Raw genomic sequence first — 21,146 nt, forward strand, 5'->3', positions numbered from 1 at the left:
CGACCATCATGGGAAAGCTCATCGAAGTGCAGGTGCCGGACATCGGCGACTACCAGGACGTGCCAGTCATCGAAGTCCTGGTCAAGGACGGCGACACGGTTGAAAAAGACCAGGCGCTGATCGTGCTGGAGTCCGACAAATCGACCATGGAGGTGCCTTCGCCGGGTGCCGGCGTGGTGCGGGGCTTCAAGATCAAGACCGGCGACAAGCTGTCGCAGGGCGATCGAATCTGTCGGTTGGAGCCGGCGGCCGGCGGGACATTGGAGGGAGGCGATGGCGATGCCGCCTCCCAGACGCCAGCGCCCACGGCCCGCCCTGCTGCGGCGCCGACGGCCGACCTGTTCTCCGACGACTCCGCCGCCAAGGCCGCCGATCCCGCGCCGTCTCCGCGCTCGCCGGTACCATCGGCCCGCATCGCGGTGACGGTGCCCGACATTGGCGACTTCAAGGACGTGCCTGTCATCGAATTGCTGGTCGCCGAGGGTGACGCGGTCGAGAAGGACCAGGCCCTGCTGGTGCTGGAATCGGAAAAATCCACCATGGAGGTCCCGGCGCCTCAGGCCGGTACCGTGCGCGGGCTCAAGGTCAAGGTGGGCGACAAGCTGTCGCAGGGCAACGTGCTGCTGGACCTCGAAACCGCGGGCGGCGACGCTGATGCGGCGGCCGCCCCTGCGCCGGCGACCGAAGACCAGGCTCCCGCGGTGATCGCACGACCCGCAGCCGAAGCACACGCGCCGCCGGCGCTGCTTGCAGACGCGCCATCGCCCTCCTCGGGTAGCGCTGCGCACGCCGGCCCCGCGACCCGCAAGTTCGCGCGCGAATTGGGTGTGGAGCTCGGCCGGGTGAAGGGGTCCGGCCCCAAGGGCCGGGTGGTCGTGGAGGACGTGCAGAAATTCGTCAAGCAGCAGATGACGGCGCCGTCCGCTGCTACGGGGACGTCGGCGGCTGGTGGCGCCGGCATTCCGCCCATCCCCGCCCAGGACTTTTCGCAGTACGGTGAGATCGAGGAAAAGCCGCTGGCGCGGATCCGCAAGCTGTCGGCGGCGCATCTGCACCGCGCCTGGCTGAACATTCCGCACGTTACGCAGAACGACGAGGCCGACATCACCGAACTGGAAGCGTTTCGAAAATCGGCCAGCGAGGGCGGCGTCAAGCTCACCCTGCTGCCTTTCGTGATGAAGGCAACAGCCGCGGCGATCAGGCAGTTCCCGGAATTCGGCAGCTCGCTGGCGCCTTCGGGTGACGCCCTGATCATGAAGAAGTACTGCCATATCGGATTCGCCGCGGACACCCCCAACGGCCTAGTGGTGCCCGTGGTGCGCGATGTCTGGAGCAAGGGCATTGCTCAACTTGCTGTGGAAACCGCGGAGCTGGCATCAAAAGCGCGCGAGGGCAAGTTGAAGCCCAATGAGATGAAGGGCGGTTGCTTCTCCATTTCCAGTCTCGGCGGCATCGGGGGCAGTCATTTCACGCCTATCGTCAACGCGCCCGAGGTCGGCATTCTTGGCGTATCGCGCGGCGTCATGAAACCGGTTTGGGATGGCAAGGCGTTTCAACCGCGGCTGATGCTGCCGCTGTCGCTGTCCTACGACCATCGCGTGATCGACGGCGCCTACGCGGCGCGCTTCATCGTCGCCCTGGCTGGGCTGCTGGGGGATATCCGGCGTCTGAGCCTGTAGTTCTGCCGTATTCTTGCCAGGGAGGAACCTGGCAAGAATTACGACAAGACCAGTGGACAGAATTTTCGAGCGTTTCGCGGTCAGCCTGGGTGGGCTGGACCGCATCCCTGTGGATGATCGCCCAGCGTATGCGGTGCGCGCCTACCGGGATTGCTCGCATCGTGCGTGGCTATGCACCTGGCTGGTGATGGCGATCAACCTGCCGCTGTTCCTGGCGGTGGATTTCCGCACCTGGGTTGCTGGAGCGTGGGACGAACAGCCCGCACACGCGATGATCTTCTGGTGGCGATTGGGGGTGACTCTGATCCTGGCCGGCGGCCTGGCCATGCGTCGCGCAGCTGTCCCCGACGCGCTGTGCCACCCGCGCTTCGCCTGGTTCTGCGTGCTGTTCTATCCGGTCTGCGGTGTTTGGTTCGCCGTGAGCTGCCAGTCGCTGGTGACCGACGTATCGGTCTATGTGTTGCTGATCGTTGGCGTGGCCAGCGCACCGCTGCCGAGCCCGCTCAAACTGCTGGTCTACCCCGGTTCGTGGCTGCTGCTGGCCGTGGGCCTGCAGTTCACCGGCGACAACGACACCCAGATTTACCATCTGCTGATCAATGCTGGCGTGGCCGCGGTCGGCGCGGCCATGCTCGATGCGTTTGCCAGTCGTGCACATGCCGCCAGCTTCGTCCAGAGCCGCCTGCTGGAGCGCGAACGCCAGCGCTCCGAGAGCGTGCTCGGCAATATCCTGCCGCCCAGCGTGGCGCAGCGACTCAAGGACGATCCCAGCGCAGTGGTGGAGTACCACCCGGCAGTGAGCATCCTGTTCGCGGATTTCGTCGGCTTCGGTACGCTCAGCGAGACTTTGCAGCCAGACGAAATGGTGGGGCTGCTGGACCATCTGTTCCTGGAGTTCGACGAAGCGGCGGACCGCTTCGGCGTGGAAAAGATCAAGACCACCGGCGATTCCTACATGGCGGCCTGTGGCGTGCCACAGGCCGTAGCCGATCACGCGCGACGCATCGCCGATCTGGCTTTGCGCATCCAGAGTGTGGCGCGACGCTTCCGCTCGGATCGTGGCCTGCCGGTGCATTTCCGCATCGGGCTGCACACCGGTCCAGCCATCGCCGGGGTGATCGGTCGGCGCAAGTTTTCCTACGACCTGTGGGGCGACACGGTGAACCTGTCGCATCACCTGCAGGCTTACGGCGAAGCCGACCGCATCCACATCAGCATGGCGATGCAGCAGGCGCTGGCGGCGGAGTACCGCTATGAAGCCCGGCCACCCATGAGTCTCAAGGGGCGTGCACCGATGCAGACCTATTTTCTGCTTGGGTTTCGGCGCGACGTCGATGGCGTCGCATTCACCGCAGATGCCGACGGCAGTGCGGGAAGGTACGACCTGCGCTGAAGAGGTTCGCCCACGGTTGCGAGCAGGCTGCTAGCATTCGAAAGTTCCCAGGTCCAGCGCCTTTTCACGCATGAACTCCCCGCGTCTCGCCACTCCGGTCCTGCGGACTATCGGCTGGCGCGAGTGGGTGGCGCTGCCGCAGATGGGCATCTCGCACATCAAGGCCAAAGTGGACACGGGCGCGCGTACGTCCGCCATACACGCCTTTGCGATCGAACGCCTGTCGATCGATCGCGTGCGCTTCGGCGTGCATCCGGACCAGCATGGCGAGCGCGAAGTCTGGTTCGAAACCGAAGTGATCGACGAGCGCTGGGTCACCGATTCGGGAGGACACCAGGAATTCCGACCGGTGATCGTCAGCGAAGTGGTACTGGGCGTTGCGCGCTGGCCGATCGAGATCACCCTGACTGCACGCGATAACCTGCTGTTCCGGCTGCTGCTGGGGCGCACGGCGCTGGCCGGCCGCTTTCGCGTCGACCCGGCCAGCAGCTACCTGCAGGGCCGCTCTCCGCGCCAGCGTCAGCGCGACCGCCGCGGCGAGGCCGGCCGGTGAAGATTGCAATCCTGTCGCGCAACCGGCGGCTGTATTCCACCCGGCGGCTGGTCGAGGCGGCCGCGGCGCGCGGGCACGAGGCCAAGGTCATCGACGTGCTGCGCTGCTACATGAACATCGCGCCGCATCATCCGGAGATTCATTACCGCGGCAAGAAGCTGGAAGGCTTCGATGCGGTGATCCCGCGCATCGGGGCCAGCGTCACCTTTTACGGCACCGCGGTGGTGCGCCAGTTCGAAATGATGGGTGTGTACACGCTCAACGAATCGGTGGCGATCACGCGTTCGCGCGACAAGCTGCGCGCCCATCAGTTGCTGGCGCGCGAAGGCATCGGCATGCCGGTGACCGGGTTCGCCCATGCACCCGACGACACCACCGATCTGATCAACCTCATCGGCGGTGCGCCCTGCGTGGTCAAGCTCACCGAAGGCACGCAAGGCCGTGGCGTGGTGATGTGCGAGACCGACAAGGCGGCCGAATCGGTGATCGACGCCTTCCGCGGGCTGGATGCCTACTTCCTGGTGCAGGAATTCGTGGAGGAGGCGCGCGGCGCCGATATCCGCTGTCTGGTGATCGGCGACCGCGTGGTGGCGAGCATGATGCGTCAGGCGCGCCTGGGCGAGTTCCGCTCCAACCTGCATCGCGGCGGCGTCGCCAGCAAGATCCGCATCACGCCCGACGAACGTTCTACCGCGGTTCGTGCCGCGCGCCTGATGGGCCTGAGCGTGGCCGGCGTCGATATCCTGCGCTCGAAAAACGGGCCAGTGGTGATGGAGGTGAACTCTTCGCCCGGGCTCGAAGGTATCGAGAAGACCTCCGGCGTGGACATTGCCAGCCGCATCATCGAATTGGTGGAAAAGAACACGCGTCCGGGCCGCCGACGCGGCCGGCGCAAGGCCTGAGCATGGGCAGCGAGGCGATCGGCGGCTGGGGCGATGGTTTTCGCATCGCCGATACGCTGGTGCTGCCGGGCGAGCGCAAGACCGCCAGCCTGCGCGTCGCGAGTCTTTACACCAGCGCGCCGGTGGACCTGCCGGTGATCGTGCTGCGCGGACACGAGCCGGGCCCGACCATGTTCGTCAGTGCGGCGCTGCATGGCGACGAGATCATCGGCGTCGAGATCATCCGCAGAGTGCTGCGCCTGCAGCAGCTGGGCGAGTTGCGCGGCACCCTGCTGGCGGTTCCTATCGTCAACACCCTGGCGTTTATCCACCAATCGCGCTACCTGCCGGACCGGCGCGATCTCAACCGCAGTTTTCCCGGCAGCCAGGGCGGCTCGCTGGCGGCGCGCTTGGCCAATCTGTTCGTGACCGAGGTGGTGGGGCGCAGCGACTTCGGTGTCGACCTGCACACCGGCGCCATCCATCGCCCCAACCTGCCGCAGATTCGCACCGACCTGCGCAATGCCACCAACCAGCGGCTGGCCAAGGCGTTCGGCGCGCCGCTGTTTCTGGATTCGCGCCCGGCGGCCGGCACCCTGCGCGAATACACCACCCGGCAGAACATCCCGGTGATTCTGTACGAATCGGGCGAGGCGCTGCGCTTCGACGAAACCGCCATCCGCATCGGCGCTCAGGGGGTGCAGAACGTGATGTGGGAGATGGGTCTGCTGCCGCGACCGGAATTCTCGCCGCTGCGTGTGCCCGAGCCGATCCTGGCGCATTCCAGTCACTGGATCCGCGCACCGAGCAGCGGCATTTTGCGTACCGGCGTCGGCCTCGGCGATCACATCCGCCGCGGGCAGTCGATGGGCGTGATCGGCGACCCTTTCGGTGAGAACGAGATCGAGGTGTGCGCCAATCTGGAAGGCGTGGTGATCGGCCGCCTCAACCTGCCGTTGGTGCACGAAGGCGACGCGCTGTTCCATCTGGGCACCTTCGACGCACCGGCCGAGGCCGCGCAGGCGGTCGAGCAGATGGAGGCCGAGATGCGCACCTGGAGCGGCGAGGAGCCACCCATCGTGTAGACGCGCACGGCGCGGACTTCCGGGGTGAGATTCGCTCAGCCCGCCGATAAGGCTTACTTGACCCGGGGATCACCACCCACCCCATACGGGTGCGGTAGTCCGCTACAATTCGGCCCATCAATTCGGGTTGGCCACGTATCCGGGATCGGCACAGCCCACACGGTAAGGGAACCGACTGATGACGGCAGCCGTATCCATGTCAGCGGAGTCGTGGGCGATTGCGGCCTACGTCACCCTCGTGTTCGTCATCATCGTCATCATGCTCGGGGCGTCCTGGCTGCTCGGCGGCCGCGCCTGGGGACGCGCCAAGAACGAACCCTTCGAATCCGGCGTCGTGGGTTCGGGCTCGCCACGCCTGCGCTTGTCCGCCAAGTTCTACCTGGTGGCGATGTTCTTCGTGATCTTCGACGTCGAGGCGGTTTTCCTGTTCGCCTGGGCCATCGGCCTGCGCGAGTCCGGCTGGCCCGGCCTGATCGAAGCCTGCATCTTCATCTTCATCCTGCTCGCCAGCCTGGGTTATCTGTGGCGCATCGGAGCCCTGGAGTGGGCCCCGGACGGTCGGCGCAAACGCGAGGCCATGCGCAGCGCGTCGCCGCCGCACTGATCCGTTCGCCCGCCCCTGCAAGCCCGCCATCGAAATCGCCAGCCCATGGAATACACCCTCACCCGCATCGACCAGAACAAGCAGACGTATCCGATGCAGAGCCGGCAGCAGGTTCCGGATCCGCTGGAGCAGCAGATTCACAAGAACGTCTTTCTGGGCAAGCTGGAAAGCATGGTCCACGGCGCCGTCAACTGGGGCCGCAAGAATTCGGTGTGGCCCTACAACTTCGGCATTTCCTGCTGCTACGTGGAAATGGCCACCGCATTCACGCCCACCCACGATCTCGCGCGTTTCGGCTCGGAAGTCATCCGCGCGTCGCCGCGCCAGGCTGACCTGATCGTCATCGCCGGTACCTGCTTCATCAAGATGGCGCCGGTGGTGCAGCGCCTGTACGAGCAGATGCTGGAACCGAAATGGGTGATCAGCATGGGGTCTTGCGCCAACTCGGGCGGCATGTACGACATCTACTCGGTGGTCCAGGGCGTGGACAAGTTCCTGCCGGTGGACGTCTACATCCCGGGCTGCCCGCCGCGCCCGGAGGCTTTCCTGCAGGCGTTGACCTTGTTGCAGGATTCGATCGGCAAGGAGCGGCGCCCGCTGTCCTGGGTGGTGGGTGAGCAGGGCATCTACAGGGCCAATCTTCCGGCGCAACGCGACCTCAAACAGGCCGAACGCCAGAAGGCGACGATCCTGCGCTCTCCAGACTCGGTGTAAGGCACATGGCAGACGACGGCGCCCCCACCGCGGCAGGACTGCAGCACAGCATCGTGCGGGAGTTGTCCCGCCGGTTCGGCGATTCCGGCTTCGTGTTCCAGCCCACCGTGGACCGCGTGCCCACCCTGTGGGTGCAGGCCGGTCAACTGCTGGAAGTGCTGCGCTACCTGCGCAACGAAGTGGAGCGTCCGTACCGGATGCTCTATGACCTCACCGCCATCGACGAGCGCGTGCGCAAGCATCGGCCGGGCCAGCCAGCCAGCGACTTTACGGTGGTCTATCACCTGTTGTCGGTAGACCGTGCCATGGCGGTGCCGCGCGAGGACGCCGGTGGCGAAATCCGGCTCAAGGTAGCGTTGACCGGCGACAAGCCGGAGCTGCCCAGCTGCATCCCGGTGTTCATCAATGCCAACTGGTACGAGCGCGAGGTCTGGGACCTGTTCGGCATCGTCTTCACCGGGCATCCCAATCTGCGCCGCATCCTGCTGCCGCCGCGCTGGGAGGGTCATCCGCTGCGCAAGGACTATCCGGCGCGCGCGACCGAGTTCGACCCCTTCATGCTGGATCAGATGCGTCAGGACCTGGACCAGGAAGCGCTGCTGTTCAAGCCCGAGGAATGGGGCATGAAGCGCGGCACCGAAGACGCCGACTACATGTTCCTCAACCTCGGCCCGAATCACCCGAGCGCGCACGGTGCCTTTCGCATTGTTCTGCAGCTCGATGGCGAGGAGATCGTCGGCTGCGTGCCGGATATCGGCTACCACCATCGTGGCGCCGAGAAGATGGCGGAACGCCAGTCCTGGCACACCTACATTCCTTACACCGATCGCATCGACTACCTCGGCGGGGTGATGAACAACCTGCCGTACGTGATGAACGTCGAGAAGCTCGCCGGCATCACCGTACCGGACCGGGTCAAGACCATCCGCGTGATGATGTCCGAGTTCTTCCGCATCACCTCGCACCTGCTGTTCTACGGCACCTATGCGCAGGACGTCGGTGCGATGACCCCGGTGTTCTTCATGTTCGTGGACCGCGCCAAGGCCTACGACGTGATCGAGGCGGTCACCGGCTTTCGCATGCACCCGGCCTGGTTCCGCATCGGCGGCGTGGCGCACGATCTGCCCACCGGCTGGGAAAAGAAGGTGCGCGAATTCATCGACTGGCTGCGGCCGCGCATGGACCAGTACGAAAAGGCCGCGCTGAAGAATTCGATCCTGATCTCGCGCTCCAAGGGCGTAGCGGCTTACGGCGCCGCCGAGGCGCTGGACTGGGGTGTGACCGGCCCGGGCCTGCGCGCGGCGGGCGTGAACTTCGACCTGCGCAAGGCGCGGCCGTACTCCGGCTACGAGAACTTCGAGTTCGAAGTGCCGCTGGCCGGCGTCAGCGACGTCTACAACCGCGGTGTGCTGCGCGCCGAGGAGATCCGCCAGTCGCTCAACATCATCGAGCAATGCCTCAACAACATGCCGGCGGGGCCGTTCAAGGCCGACCATCCGCTGACCTGTCCGCCGCCCAAGGAACGTGCGCTGCACGACATCGAAACCCTGATCACGCATTTCCTCGGCGTGAGCTGGGGTCCGGTCATGCCGCACGGCGAGTCCAGCACCATGATCGAGGCGACCAAGGGCCTCAACAGCTATTACAGCGTGTCCGACGGCAGCACCATGGCCTACCGCACGCGCATCCGCACGCCGAGCTTTGCGCACCTGCAGCAGATTCCGGCGGCCATCAACGGCCAGATGATTGCAGACCTGATTGCGTACATCGCGTCCATCGATTTCGTGATGGCGGATGTTGATCGATGAGAAGTTTTTTGCCACGGGTTCCACGGATGAACGCGGATAAACGCCAACCTAAAGCCGTGCCTGCCTTTCTTTTTTATCCGTGTATGTCCGTGTCATCGGTGTCATCCGTGGCAAATGTCTTGACGCTCTGACAATGAAGACCGACACCATCATCAAGCTGGCCGACCTCGGCAAGGCGCCGCCCTTCGAGCTGAGTGCGCAGGAGCGGCACGAGATCGAAGAAGAGATGCATCACTACCCGGACCCGCGGGCGGCGAGCATCGGCGCGCTCAAGGTTGTGCAGAAGCACCGCGGCTGGGTACCGGATGAGGCCATCGCCCCGGTCGCAAAAATGATCGGCACCGATGCTGCCGACCTCGAAGGCGTGGCCACGTTCTACAGCCTGATCTTCCGCCAGCCGGTAGGCCGTCATGTCATCACGGTGTGCGACAGCATCTCTTGTCATCTGACCGGCTACGACGAGCTGCGCGAGGCGCTCCAGGCCAAGCTCGGCATCCGCCTGGGCCAGACCACGCCGGACCAGCGTTTCACCCTGTTGCCGATCTGCTGCCTCGGCGCCTGTGATCGCGGCCCGACCATGATGATCGACGAAGACCTGCATGGCGACGTGATGCCCGCGCAACTCGACACGATTCTGGGTGCTTACGCATGAGTGCCGCGAAGAAGTCGCTCGACACCCATCCGCTGACCTACAGCATCGATACCGCCCGCGGGCCACTCGACCTCAAGGCTTACGAGGCGGTTGGCGGTTATCAGGGCCTGCGCAAGGCGATCAAGGAATTTACGCCGCAGGAAGTGCAGGCGCGCGTGCGCGAAGCCAATCTGCGCGGTCGCGGCGGCGCCGGTTTTCCCACCGGGATCAAGTGGGGTCTGGTACCGATGGGGCCGGCCCAAGGTTATGACGGGGGCGCCAAGTACCTGGTGTGCAACGCCGACGAAATGGAGCCGGGTACCTTCAAGGACCGGTTGCTGATGGAGGACGCGCCGCACCTGATGGTGGAGTCGATGATCGCCGCGGCTTACGCCATCGGCGCCTGCACTGGCTACATCTTTCTGCGCGGCGAATACGTGGTCTCCGCCAGAAATCTCAACCGGGCGTTGGCGGAGGCGCGCGCCGCCGGCCTGCTCGGCAAGAACATTCTCGGCAGCGGCTGGGACTATGACTGCTTCGTCCATACCGGTGCGGGTCGTTACATCTGCGGCGAAGAGACCGCGCTGATCAATTCGCTGGAAGGCCGTCGCGCCAACCCGCGCGCCAAGCCGCCGTTCCCGCAGATCAGCGGCTTGTGGGGTCGGCCGACGGTGGTCAACAACGTCGAGACCCTCTGCAACATCCCCAGCATCGTGCTCAATGGCGGCGAGTGGTTCAAAGGTCTGAGTCAGGGCAAAACCAAGGACGGCGGCACCAAGCTGTACGGCTGCTCCGGCCGGGCCAACAAGCCGGGCTGCTGGGAGCTGCCCTTCGGCACTACCACGCGCGAGTTGCTGGAGGTGCACGCGGGCGGCATGAAGGGTGGCAAGAAGCTCAAGGCCTGGCTGCCGGGTGGCGCGTCCACCGATTTCCTGTTGCCCGAGCATCTCGATCTACCGATGGATTTCGACACCATCTCCAAAGCGGGTTCGCGCATGGGCACCGGGCTGATCACGGTGGTGGCGGAAGACCAGAGCATGGTTTCGGCAGTGCGCAATCTCGAAGAGTTCTTTTCGCGCGAATCCTGCGGCTGGTGCACGCCGTGTCGCGACGGGCTGCCATGGTCGGTGCGCATCCTGCGCGCGATCGAAACCGGTGAGGGGCGCCCCGGCGACATCGAGAAGCTCGTGCGCCTGACCCGCGACCTGGGTCCCGGCCGCACCTTCTGTGCGCACGCCCCCGGCGCGATGGAGCCGCTGCAGTCGGCGATCAAGTATTTCCGAGACGAGTTCGAGCGCGGCATCCGCGCCAGTGCGGCCCCGGCCGCGGTCCAGGCATAAACCACATGGCGAAGATCCACGTCGACGGCAAGCAGTACGAGGTCAGCGGGGCTGACAACCTGCTGCAGGCCTGTCTGTCCCTGGGGTTGGACATCCCTTATTTCTGCTGGCACCCGGCGCTGGGCAGCGTCGGCGCTTGTCGCCAATGCGCGGTCAAGCAGTACCGTGACGAGAACGACAAGACCGGCCGCATCGTCATGTCCTGCATGACGCAGGCGCAGGACGACATGTACATCGCCATCGAGGACGTCGAGGCGGTGGAGTTCCGCGAAGCGATCATCGAGTTCCTGATGACCAATCACCCGCACGACTGTCCGGTCTGCGAGGAAGGCGGGCACTGCCATCTGCAGGACATGACGGTGATGACGCGGCATCACTCGCGGTCCTACCGGTTCGACAAGCGCACTCATCTCAACCAGGACCTCGGGCCGTTCATCGGCCACGAGATGAACCGCTGCATTTCCTGCTATCGCTGTGTGCGCTACTACCGCGACTACGCGGGCGGCACCGATCTGGGCGTCTACGGCGCTGCGAGCAACGTCTACTTCGGACGCCCGCAACCGGGCGTGCTGGAGAACGAGTTCAGCGGCAATCTCACCGAGGTATGTCCCACCGGCGTGTTCACCGACAAGGCGCACTCCGAGCACTACACGCGCAAGTGGGACATGCAGTTCGCACCAGGCATCTGCACCGGCTGCTCGGTGGGCTGCAACGTCTCGCCGGGCGAGCGCTACGGCGAGGTCCGCCGTATCGAGAACCGCTACCACGGCGCGCTCAACGGCTATTTCCTGTGTGATCGCGGACGTTTCGGCTTCGGCCACAGCAACCGCAAGGACCGGCCGCGCCTGCCGGTACTGAAGATCGAAGGCCGTCACAAGATCGTCGCCGGTGAAGTCGGCCTTGAACAATTGCGCGCGATCACCTCCGGGGCCAAGCGCATGCTCGGTATCGGCTCGCCGCGTGCCTCGCTGGAAGCCAACTTCGCGCTGCGCGAACGCGTCGGCGCAGCCCGGTTCAACAGTGGCGTGTCGCGACACGAACTTGAACTGACGCAACTGGCGGCGAAGATTCTGCGCGGTCCGGTCGGCGCCAGCACCCTGCGCAGCATGGAAGACGCCGACTGCGTGCTGATCCTGGGCGAAGACCTGACCCAGACCGCTCCGCGTATCGCACTGGCAGTGCGCCAGGCCGCGCGCGGCAAGATGGTGACCGAAGGGGCCAAGAAAAACATTCCCGAGTGGCAGGTCATCGCCCTGGCGGATCTGGTGCAGCAAGCGCGTAACCCGATCTACGTCAGCACCGCACAGCCGTCGCGGCTGGATGATGTGGCGACCAGGACGTTCAACGCCTCGGCCGAGCGCATCGCACAACTGGGGTTTGCCATCGCACACCGGCTGGACGGCGCAGCGCCGGTTGCCGTCGGATTGGACCAGACGCAGGCCGCGCTGGCCGACGAGATTGCCGCTGCGCTGGCCACTGCAACGCGCCCGCTGATCGTCAGCGGCACCGGCAGCGGCTGTGCCGAGGTGATGCAGGCAGCCGCCAACATCGCGTGGGCACTCAAGAAGAAGGATCGGATGGTCGGACTGGCGCTGGCGCTGCCGGAGGCCAACAGCATGGGCAGCGCGCTGTTCGATGCGTCGCCGCTGGAGCTCGCGTTGGAAGCCGCGACCCAGGGCGAGGTGGACGTGCTGGTGGTGCTGGAGAACGATCTGTACCGCCGCGCGCCCAAAGCCGTGGTCGACGCGGCACTGGCCAAGTGCCGGCTGATCGTGATCGACCACATGGCCACCGACACCGGCGAGCGCGCGGACTTGCTGCTGCCCGCCGGCAACGCTTACGAGAGCGACGGCACCCTGGTGAACTATGAGGGGCGCGCACAGCGCTACTTCCAGGTCTACGACCCCACCTATTACGACCGCGCGGTGGCGATCCAGGAATCCTGGCGCTGGTGCGATGAGATGTCGGCCGCACCGGCGTGGCAGGGTCTGGACGATCTGATCGCGGACTGTGCCAAGGTCTTGCCGCAGTTTTCGGTCATCACCGAAACCGCTCCCAACGCGCGCTTCCGCATGAAGGGCATGAAGATGGCGCGTTCGCCGCACCGCGCTTCGGGCCGGACCGCGCAGCGCGCGAACCTGTCCGTGCATGAGCCGCGCCAGTTGCAGGACGCGGACTCGGCGCTGGCGTTCACCATGGAAGGCGTCAACGGCGCCATGGGCATCGACCGTCCCGCCGAGTTGCTGCCGTTTGCGTGGGCGCCGGGCTGGAATTCGCCGCAGGCCTGGAACAAGTTCCAGGCTGAAGTCGGCGGCGAGCTCAAGGGCGGCGACGCCGGTGAGCCGGTGCTGGTGACCGACGACCAGATCCAGCCGCAATACTTTGCGCCTGCTGCGCCGAGTTCGGGTTCGGGCCTGCGCGCGGTGGCCTTGCACCATATCTTCGGCAGCGAGGAGCAGAGCGGTCGCGCCGACGTGCTGCTCAAGCGCGCGCCGCAGGCCTACGTCGCCTTGAGCGTGGCGGACATCGAACGTCTGGGCATCCAGTTGTCCGCGCGAGTCGAGGTCGACGGCACCAGCGTGGTGCTGCCGGTGGTGGTGTCGAGCAGCCTCGAAGCGGGCAGCGTCGGCCTGCCGGTGGGTCTGCGCGGGGTGCCTTACGCATCCCCAGGCAGCGCGATCAGCGTGGAGGCGGCCTAGGATGAAACGGAGTTTCAGCCGCACCGGATGGCGCGTTGCGTCATGGGGTCGATGATATGAGCTTGCCGTCCTGGATCACCCCCGAGCTGATCTACACCGCCATCCAGGTGGTAGAAGCGGCCGTCATCCTGGTCGGCCTGGTGCTGACCGCGGCCTGGATGATCTGGCTGGAAAGACGCCTGCTGGGTCTGTGGCAGGACCGCTACGGGCCCAATCGCGTCGGCCTGTTCGGGCTCGGCCAGGTCATTGCCGACATGATCAAGATCTTCTTCAAGGAGGACTGGACACCGCCGTTCGTGGATCGTGCCATCTTCTGGATCGCACCCGCGGTGGCCATGAGTACGATGCTGCTGGGCTTCATGCTGGTACCGATCACGCCCTGGATCGGTGTGTCGGACTTGAATCTGGCGGTGCTGTTCTTTCTGGCGCTGTGCGGCCTGGCGGTGTACGCAGTGATGCTGGGCGGCTGGGCATCCAACAACAAGTACGCGCTGCTCGGCGGCCTGCGTTCGTCGGCGCAGATGATCACCTACGAGGTGTTCATGGGCCTGTCGCTGATGGGCGTGGTGATGATCGCCGGCAGTTTCTCGCTGGTGGACATCGTGACCAGCCAGCAGCAGGGCATGTGGAATATCGTGCCTCAGTTTCTGGGCTTCGTGACCTTCCTGCTCGCCGGTTTCGCCACCGTGCACCGCGCCCCGTTCGATCTGCCGGAAGCCGAGCAGGAACTGGCCGACGGCTACCACGTGGAATATTCGAGCATGAAGTTCGGCATGTTCTTCGTGGGCGAGTATGTCGGCATCGTGCTGGTGTCGGCCATGATTGTGGTGCTGTTCTTCGGCGGCTGGGATGTGCCCTTCGTGGATAACGAAGGCCCGGTGCTGGCGCTGTTCGCCTTCGTCACCAAGTGCTTCATCTTCATGAGCAGCTTCATCCTGATGCGCGCCGCGCTGCCGCGTCCGCGTTACGACCACATGATGTCTGCGGGATGGAAGGTTTGTCTGCCGCTGACCCTGGTCAACGTCGTGGTCACCGGCATCGTGATCCTCGTCAACCAGAGCGGAGCCGCCTGATGTTGATTCAGATACTCAAAGGCATAGGGACGCAGCTGCGCAGCATCGGCATCGTGTTTATGCATACGTTTGCCAAGCGCGCCACTATCAACTACCCCGAAGAACAGCCCTACCTGCCGCCGCGCTACCGTGGCCGCATCGTGCTGACGCGCGATCCCGATGGCGAAGAGCGCTGCGTGGCCTGCAATCTCTGCGCGGTCGCCTGCCCGGTCGGCTGCATCAGCCTGCAGAAAGCGGAAAAGGAAGACGGCCGCTGGTATCCGGAGTTTTTCCGCATCAATTTCTCGCGCTGCATCTTCTGCGGATTGTGCGAAGAAGCCTGCCCCACCACCGCAATCCAGCTCACGCCGGATTTTGAGATGTGCGAGTACGACCGCCAGAATCTGGTGTATGAAAAGGAACACCTGACTATCAGCGGTCCCGGCAAGTATCCAGACTACAACTTCTACCGGGTCGCCGGCCTGGAAGTGAAGGGCAAGCCCAAGGGTGGCGCGCTCAACGAAGCCAAGCCGATCGACGTCAAGAGCCTGCTGCCCTGATCGCCATGGAAATCGCTTTCTACCTGTCTGGCTTCATCGCCGTACTAGCCACCATCCTGGTGATCGTCAATCCCAATCCGGTGCATGCGCTGATGTACCTGGTGACCTCGCTGCTGGCGGTGGCTTGCGTGTTCTTCACCTTGGGCGCCCCGTTTGCGGCGGCGCTGGAAGTGATCGTGTACGCCGGCGCCATCATGGTGCTGTTCGTGTTCGTGGTGATGATGCTCAATCTGGGCGAGACCGTGACGCAGCAGGAACAGGCCTGGCTCAAGCCGTCGGTTTGGATCGGGCCCGGCATTCTTTGCGCGCTCCTTTTGTTCCCGCTGATGCGACTGATGCTGGGCGGTGAACATACGCCGGCAGGCGTGACCGAGGTGGGTGCCAAGGCGGTCGGCGTATCGCTGTACGGGCCGTACCTGCTGGCCGTGGAGCTGGCGTCGATGATGCTCACGGCGGGTCTGGTCGCGGCGTATCACCTGGGCAAGCAGGACTAGCGGATCAAACAAGCAGTGGCGCGAGGCTGCGGGCTCGCGCCTTCGAAGAAACAACGCACGCGTTCGCGGCCACACCGCGACGCCGACAACGAGAGAACGGGAGCATGCCGGAAGTCAGCGGAATACCGATGGAGCATGGCCTGGCGCTAGCCGGGATCCTGTTCACGCTCGGCTTACTCGGCCTGATCGTGCGTCGCAACGTGCTGTTCATGCTGATGTCGCTGGAAATCATGATGAACGCTGCAGCGCTGGCCTTCGTGGTGGCGGGCTCGCGCTGGGTGCAGCCGGACGGGCAGGTCATGTTTCTGCTGGTGCTGACGCTCGCGGCCTGCGAGGCCTGCGTCGGATTGGCGCTGCTGCTGCAGCTCTACCGTCGCTTCGGTTCGATGGACGTGGACACCGCTTCGGAGATGAAGGGGTGAGGGCGCACATGCTTGCGAGGCGATTAAAGCCTCGCGTACGACCGAACGCCTGGGCGGCGACGCCCAGGCTGGGGAACGCCCGGCCGGCAACGGCCGGGCCGGAGAGCGCCCGAGCCGCCGTCGGGCCGGAGAGATTTTCGGAGAAGGAAGTGCGCGTGCCAGTTGAGATAGCGGTCGATTCCCGGAGCTTTGCGTGATGCTCGATCTTCTCTTCCTGGTTTTCCTGCTACCCCTCGCCGGCTTCACCATCCTGGCATTCGCACGCGGACGTCTGGCGGAGACGCCGGCGGCCCTGGTTGGAGTCGGTTCGGTCGGCGGTGCGTTCCTGATCGCAGTGCTTTGCGGTTACCAGTTCCTGACCACGCCGCCCGAGGGCGGGGCGTTTACCCAGGTGCTGTGGAACTGGATGACGGTCGGCGATCTGAACGTCCGTCTGGCCCTGCGGCTGGATGCATTGTCTCTGGTGATGACCGGCGTGATCACCGGCGTCGGCTTCTTCATTCATCTGTTCGCGTCCTGGTACATGCGCGGCGACGAGGCCTACGACCGCTTCCTGTCGTACATGAACCTGTTCGTCGCCTCCATGCTGTTCCTGGTGCTGGGCGACAACCTGGTGTTCCTGTACTTCGGCTGGGAGGGCGTGGGTCTTGCCTCTTATCTGCTGATCGGCTTCTGGTACAAGGATGCCGCCAACGGTGCGGCGGCGCGCAAGGCCTTCGTCATCACCCGCGTCGGCGACACCTTCATGGCGCTGGGTCTGTTCATCCTGTTCCACGAATTCGGCACCCTGGACATCCAGGACCTGATGGCGAAGATCGCGGTGGACTGGGCCGACGGCCCCGGCATCTCGACCGTGGCGGCGATGCTGATCCTGGGCGGCGCGGTCGGAAAGTCCGCGCAGTTGCCGCTGCAGACTTGGCTGCCCGACGCCATGGCCGGCCCCACGCCGGTGTCGGCGCTGATCCACGCCGCAACCATGGTGACCGCCGGCGTGTACCTGATCGCGCGTACCCACGTGCTGTTCGAAGTCGCTCCCTACGGCCTGGAGGCGGTGGGCTGGGTCGGCGGCGTGACCTTGTTGATGGCGGGCTTCATCGCGCTGATGCAGACCGACATCAAGCGCGTGCTGGCCTATTCCACCATGAGCCAGATCGGCTACATGTTCCTGGCTCTCGGTGCCGGTGCCTACGCGCCGGCGATCTTCCATCTCATGACCCACGCCTTCTTCAAGGCGCTGCTGTTCCTGGCCGCGGGCTCGGTGATTTTGGCCCTGCACCACGAGCAGGACATCTTCAAGATGGGCAACCTGCGCAAGGATCTGCCGTTCACCTTCTGGGTGTTCATGATCGGATCGCTGGGCCTGATCGCGTTCCCGGGCACCTCGGGGTTCTTCTCCAAGGACGAGATCCTGTTCGAGGCCTATGCCGGCGGCAACATGCACCTGTTCTGGATGGGCCTGGCCGGCGCGTTCATGACCGGGTTGTACACCTTCCGCATGATCTTCATTGCCTTCTTCGGCAAGGCGCACCACCACGGCGTGCACAAGCCGCACTCGAGGTTCGCGCACGACCTGCCGCTGGCGGTGCTTGCACTGTTGGCGTTGATCGGCGGCTTCATCCATCTGCCTTTGGAAGGTGTGCTGCCGGCGCTGGAAATCTCCGAGGCGATGCAGGCCAAGAAGCTGATGCTCGAAGGCGCCTCGGTGGCGGCAGGGTTCTCTGGTGTGGCGCTGGCCTGGCTGATCTTCGGCGCCTCGCGCGAACGCGCCGAGCGCCTGCGCGACACGGCCAACCCGATCCTGGTGTGGTGGCGCGAGGCCTTCGGCTTCGACTGGCTGTACGACCGCCTGTTCGTGAAGCCTTATCTGTGGTTCGTGCGCGTCAACGCCAAGGACATCGCCGACCAGATCATCACCTTGATTCCCGAATCCTTCCGCATCCTCAATGGCTGGGTCGCGCAGACCCAGAACGGGATGCTGCGCTGGTACGCCGCTGCCATCGGCGCCGGAGCCGTCCTGGTGGTCGGTTCCGTCGTCCTGCTCTAACCGAATATTCCAGCCATGATCCTCGTCTGGCTCATTCTGATCCCGTTTATCGCCGGCCTGTTGAGCTGGCAGGCGGAGCTGCGCTTCGGCACCAAGTACCCGCGATGGATCGCCCTCATCGGCATGCTCATCGCGCTGGGCATTTCCGTGTGGCTGTGGCTGGCGCTGGACTACAGCATGCCGGTGCCGGGCGAAAAGCCGGACTGGGTGCTGGAGTTCAAAGCGCCGTGGATTCCGCGCTTCGGCATCTCTTTCCATTTTGCGCTGGATGGCCTGTCCATCCTGCTGGTGCTGCTGACCAACTTGCTGGGCGTGATGGCGATCATCTGCTCGTGGAAGGAGATCGATCGCAACGTCGGCTTCTTCCATCTCAACCTGCTGTGGAATCTTGGCGGCGTCGTCGGCGTGTTCCTCACGCTCGACCTGTTCATGTTTTTCTTCTTATGGGAAATGATGCTGGTGCCGATGTACTTCCTGATCGCGCTGTGGGGCCACGATGCCCCCGGCGGAAAGGGCAAGGTCTACGCGGCGACCAAGTTCTTCCTGTTCACGCAGGCGTCGGGCCTGCTGCTGTTGCTGGCCATCCTGGGTCTGGTGTTCGTCAACTTCCAGGGCACCGGCGTCATCACCTTCAACTACGAAGAGTTGCTGGAAGCCGAGATGACGCCGCATGTGGAGTACATCCTCATGCTCGGGTTCTTCATCGCCTTTGCGGTCAAGACCCCCACGGTGCCGCTGCATACCTGGTTGCCCGACGCGCATAGCCAGGCACCCACCGCGGGCTCGGTGGATCTGGCCGGAATCCTGTTGAAGACCGCGGCCTACGGCATGCTGCGCTTCGCCATTCCGCTGTTTCCCAATGCCTCGGCGGACTTTGCGCCGATCGCCATGTGGCTGGGCGTACTCGGCATCGTCTACGCGGGTGTGATGGTGTTTGCGCAGCACGACGTCAAACGGCTGGTGGCGTATTCGTCGATCTCGCACATGGGCTTCGTGCTGGTGGGCATCTACGCCGGTACCGAAATCGCGCTGCAGGGCGTGGTGATCCAGATGCTGGCGCACGGCATTTCCGCAGGCGCGCTGTTCATCCTCTGCGGCGAAATCTACGAACGCATGCACACCCGTGACTTGAGGAAGATGGGAGGACTGTGGTCGCGTTTCCCCTACCTGCCGCCGATCACGCTGTTCTTCGTCGCCGCCAGCCTGGGCCTGCCAGGCCTGGGTAATTTCGTTGGCGAATTCCTGGTGCTGATCGGCACCTGGAACGTGGACCCGGTGGTGACCATCTTCGCCTCCACCGGCCTGGTCCTGGCGGCGGTTTATTCGCTGATCCTGATCCAGCGCGCCTTCCACGGGCCGGTACAGGTCGATGAACACGCCGAAAAGCTTCAGGACCTTTCCCGGCGCGAGCTGTGGATGCTGGGCTCCCTGATGGCGATCATGCTGTGGCTGGGCCTGTATCCGCAGCCTTTCCTCGATACCTCCGCCGCGTCCATGCAATACGTCAGCGCCATCTACAGCGCCGCCCAGGCCGAAGCTGCCACTACGGTTCTCGGAGTGGCGCAATGAACTACACCGTGGATTTCACTGCGCACCACTGGCTGGCGCTGTCACCGATCCTGTTCACCAGCCTTTCGGTGCTGGCGGTGATGGGCGCCATCGCGATCAAGCGCAATCACTGGTGGAACGCCACCGCCGGCGTGATTTTCCTCAACGCCGCGTGGCTGTCGGTGGCGGTGCTGTTCTTCGGGCCGCTGGTGATGCCGGACGCGGTGCCGGCCATCCTGCCGATCGAAGTCACCCCGCTGCTGGTGATCGACCACTACGCGCTGTTCTATTTCGGCATCATCCTGGTGGCGACCCTGGCCTGCGCAACGCTGTCGCACGCCTACCTGGAAGGCTACGCGGGCAACAAGGAAGAGATGTACCTGTTGCTGACCTTGGCGGCCCTGGGCGGCATGGTGCTGGTGTCCAGTCGCCACTTCGCGTCGTTCTTCATCGGCCTGGAGCTGCTGTCGATCCCGCTGTACGCGATGGTCGGCTACCCCAGCAAATCGCGCCGCGCGCTGGAAGGCTCGCTCAAATACCTGGTGCTGTCGGCAGCGGCCTCGGCCTTCCTGCTGTTCGGCATGGCCTTGATCTATGCCGATGTCGGGCACATGGGATTCGCCGAGATTGGCCGGCACATGTCGCAGCCTGAAGGGTTTGGTCCGCTGGTGGGGCTGGGCGCTGCGATGATCATGGTGGCGGTCGGATTCAAGCTGTCCTTTGTGCCTTTCCACCTGTGGACGCCCGACGTGTATGAAGGCGCCCCTGCGCCGGTGACCTCGTTCCTGGCCACCGCATCCAAGACCGCGGTGTTCGCCGTGCTGCTGCGCTACTTCGTGGAAGCGCAAGCCTATCGAGACGCTGCGGTCATCACCGTACTGACGGTTCTTGCCATTCTGTCGATGGTGGTCGGCAACGTGCTGGCACTGCTGCAGAACAACGTCAAGCGCATGCTGGCGTACTCATCGATCGCGCACTTCGGCTACTGCGCGGTGGCCTTGATCGCCTCGGGTCCGCTGGCGGTGGAAGCCGTCGGCGCGTACCTGCTGACTTACGTGGTCACCACGCTCGGCGTGCTCGGCGTGGTCACGCTGATCTCCAGCCCCTACAACAACGACGGCGACGCAGAAGAACTCGAGGACTACCGCGGGCTGTTCTGGCGCCGGCCCTACATCGCCTCGATTCTCACCGCCATGCTGCTGTCGCTGGCCGGCATTCCCGCCACCGCCGGCTTCATCGGCAAGTTCTACATCATTGCCGCCGGCGTCGATGCCCGTCAGTGGTGGCTGCTGGGGGCGGTCGTCCTGGGCAGTGCCATCGGCCTGTTCTACTACCTGCGCCTGATGATCATCATGTTCATGGACCGCGATCGCCAGCAGCGCTTCGAGGCGCCGCTGAACTGGGCGCAGCAGACCGGCGGTTACATGGTGCTGGCGGTGACCCTGGCCAGCTTCGTGCTCGGGCTCTATCCGCAGCCGTTCATCAGCATCATCCAGATGGCGCCGCTGGTAGCGCCGTAGCGCTCGTTCAATTTGCGTCCTGATCCGCAAGGATGAGACGAGCGTTCGCAGATCGCGCAAGAAAAAACGACCAGGCCGAGGTGGCCAGCCTGGTTTAGTCAGGGTCCTACGCGAGGGCG

General features: G+C 64.5%; 18 protein-coding genes. All 18 read left to right on the forward strand.

Going from position 1 to position 21,146, the window contains the following annotated elements; all coding sequences use genetic code 11:
- Positions 1 to 8: 8 nt before the first annotated feature.
- The 18 genes from aceF (at position 9) to nuoN (ending at position 21,027) form a co-directional block, all read left to right on the forward strand.
- Positions 9 to 1,679, forward strand: a complete 1,671-nt coding sequence (gene aceF / locus ACOOHP_RS15730; protein ID WP_420467432.1) for a dihydrolipoyllysine-residue acetyltransferase — start codon at positions 9 to 11, stop codon at positions 1,677 to 1,679.
- A gap of 52 nt (positions 1,680 to 1,731) precedes the next feature.
- Positions 1,732 to 3,072: an adenylate/guanylate cyclase domain-containing protein gene (locus tag ACOOHP_RS15735; protein WP_420467433.1), complete on the forward strand. Its 1,341-nt coding sequence runs from the start codon at positions 1,732 to 1,734 to the stop codon at positions 3,070 to 3,072.
- A gap of 70 nt (positions 3,073 to 3,142) precedes the next feature.
- Positions 3,143 to 3,625, forward strand: coding sequence for an ATP-dependent zinc protease (locus tag ACOOHP_RS15740; RefSeq protein WP_420467434.1), 483 nt, complete (start codon positions 3,143 to 3,145; stop codon positions 3,623 to 3,625).
- Positions 3,622 to 4,527: a 30S ribosomal protein S6--L-glutamate ligase gene (gene rimK / locus ACOOHP_RS15745; RefSeq protein WP_420467435.1), complete on the forward strand. Its 906-nt coding sequence runs from the start codon at positions 3,622 to 3,624 to the stop codon at positions 4,525 to 4,527. The genes ACOOHP_RS15740 and rimK overlap by 4 nt, the downstream gene beginning before the upstream one ends.
- A gap of 2 nt (positions 4,528 to 4,529) precedes the next feature.
- Positions 4,530 to 5,591, forward strand: coding sequence for a succinylglutamate desuccinylase/aspartoacylase family protein (locus tag ACOOHP_RS15750; protein ID WP_420467436.1), 1,062 nt, complete (start codon positions 4,530 to 4,532; stop codon positions 5,589 to 5,591).
- 196 nt (positions 5,592 to 5,787) lie between these two features.
- Positions 5,788 to 6,195, forward strand: coding sequence for an NADH-quinone oxidoreductase subunit A (gene ndhC / locus ACOOHP_RS15755; protein WP_420468727.1), 408 nt, complete (start codon positions 5,788 to 5,790; stop codon positions 6,193 to 6,195).
- A gap of 45 nt (positions 6,196 to 6,240) precedes the next feature.
- The gene (locus ACOOHP_RS15760; protein ID WP_420467437.1) at positions 6,241 to 6,909 is read left to right on the forward strand and encodes a NuoB/complex I 20 kDa subunit family protein; all 669 of its coding nucleotides are present in this window, start codon (positions 6,241 to 6,243) and stop codon (positions 6,907 to 6,909) included.
- A 5-nt stretch (positions 6,910 to 6,914) separates the two neighbouring features.
- Positions 6,915 to 8,717 (forward strand): NADH-quinone oxidoreductase subunit C/D, encoded by a 1,803-nt coding sequence (nuoC, locus tag ACOOHP_RS15765; RefSeq protein ID WP_420467438.1) that lies wholly within the window; start codon positions 6,915 to 6,917, stop codon positions 8,715 to 8,717.
- Between the two features lie 133 nt (positions 8,718 to 8,850).
- Complete coding sequence (gene nuoE, locus ACOOHP_RS15770) at positions 8,851 to 9,369, forward strand: NADH-quinone oxidoreductase subunit NuoE (protein ID WP_420467439.1); 519 nt, start codon at positions 8,851 to 8,853, stop codon at positions 9,367 to 9,369.
- Positions 9,366 to 10,688 (forward strand): NADH-quinone oxidoreductase subunit NuoF, encoded by a 1,323-nt coding sequence (gene nuoF, locus ACOOHP_RS15775; protein ID WP_420467440.1) that lies wholly within the window; start codon positions 9,366 to 9,368, stop codon positions 10,686 to 10,688. Before nuoE ends, nuoF begins: the two co-directional genes overlap by 4 nt.
- Before the next feature lie 5 nt (positions 10,689 to 10,693).
- Positions 10,694 to 13,387: an NADH-quinone oxidoreductase subunit NuoG gene (nuoG, locus tag ACOOHP_RS15780; protein ID WP_420467441.1), complete on the forward strand. Its 2,694-nt coding sequence runs from the start codon at positions 10,694 to 10,696 to the stop codon at positions 13,385 to 13,387.
- 56 nt (positions 13,388 to 13,443) lie between these two features.
- A complete protein-coding gene (gene nuoH / locus ACOOHP_RS15785) occupies positions 13,444 to 14,460 on the forward strand; it encodes an NADH-quinone oxidoreductase subunit NuoH (protein WP_420467442.1) in 1,017 nt (338 codons plus the stop codon).
- Entirely contained in the window at positions 14,460 to 14,999 is a 540-nt protein-coding gene (gene nuoI / locus ACOOHP_RS15790) for an NADH-quinone oxidoreductase subunit NuoI (protein ID WP_420467443.1), read from the forward strand. The genes nuoH and nuoI overlap by 1 nt, the downstream gene beginning before the upstream one ends.
- A 5-nt stretch (positions 15,000 to 15,004) precedes the next feature.
- The gene (gene nuoJ / locus ACOOHP_RS15795; RefSeq protein WP_420467444.1) at positions 15,005 to 15,493 is read left to right on the forward strand and encodes an NADH-quinone oxidoreductase subunit J; all 489 of its coding nucleotides are present in this window, start codon (positions 15,005 to 15,007) and stop codon (positions 15,491 to 15,493) included.
- 104 nt (positions 15,494 to 15,597) lie between these two features.
- Positions 15,598 to 15,915, forward strand: coding sequence for an NADH-quinone oxidoreductase subunit NuoK (gene nuoK / locus ACOOHP_RS15800; protein ID WP_420467445.1), 318 nt, complete (start codon positions 15,598 to 15,600; stop codon positions 15,913 to 15,915).
- Between the two features lie 196 nt (positions 15,916 to 16,111).
- Positions 16,112 to 17,959: an NADH-quinone oxidoreductase subunit L gene (gene nuoL / locus ACOOHP_RS15805; RefSeq protein WP_420467446.1), complete on the forward strand. Its 1,848-nt coding sequence runs from the start codon at positions 16,112 to 16,114 to the stop codon at positions 17,957 to 17,959.
- 15 nt (positions 17,960 to 17,974) lie between these two features.
- Entirely contained in the window at positions 17,975 to 19,528 is a 1,554-nt protein-coding gene (gene nuoM, locus ACOOHP_RS15810) for an NADH-quinone oxidoreductase subunit M (RefSeq protein WP_420467447.1), read from the forward strand.
- A gap of 8 nt (positions 19,529 to 19,536) precedes the next feature.
- The gene (nuoN, locus tag ACOOHP_RS15815; RefSeq protein ID WP_420468728.1) at positions 19,537 to 21,027 is read left to right on the forward strand and encodes an NADH-quinone oxidoreductase subunit NuoN; all 1,491 of its coding nucleotides are present in this window, start codon (positions 19,537 to 19,539) and stop codon (positions 21,025 to 21,027) included.
- The last annotated feature ends 119 nt before the right edge of the window (positions 21,028 to 21,146 follow it).

This window comes from Panacagrimonas sp. (assembly GCF_965216805.1).
Lineage (GTDB): Bacteria > Pseudomonadota > Gammaproteobacteria > Nevskiales > Nevskiaceae > Panacagrimonas.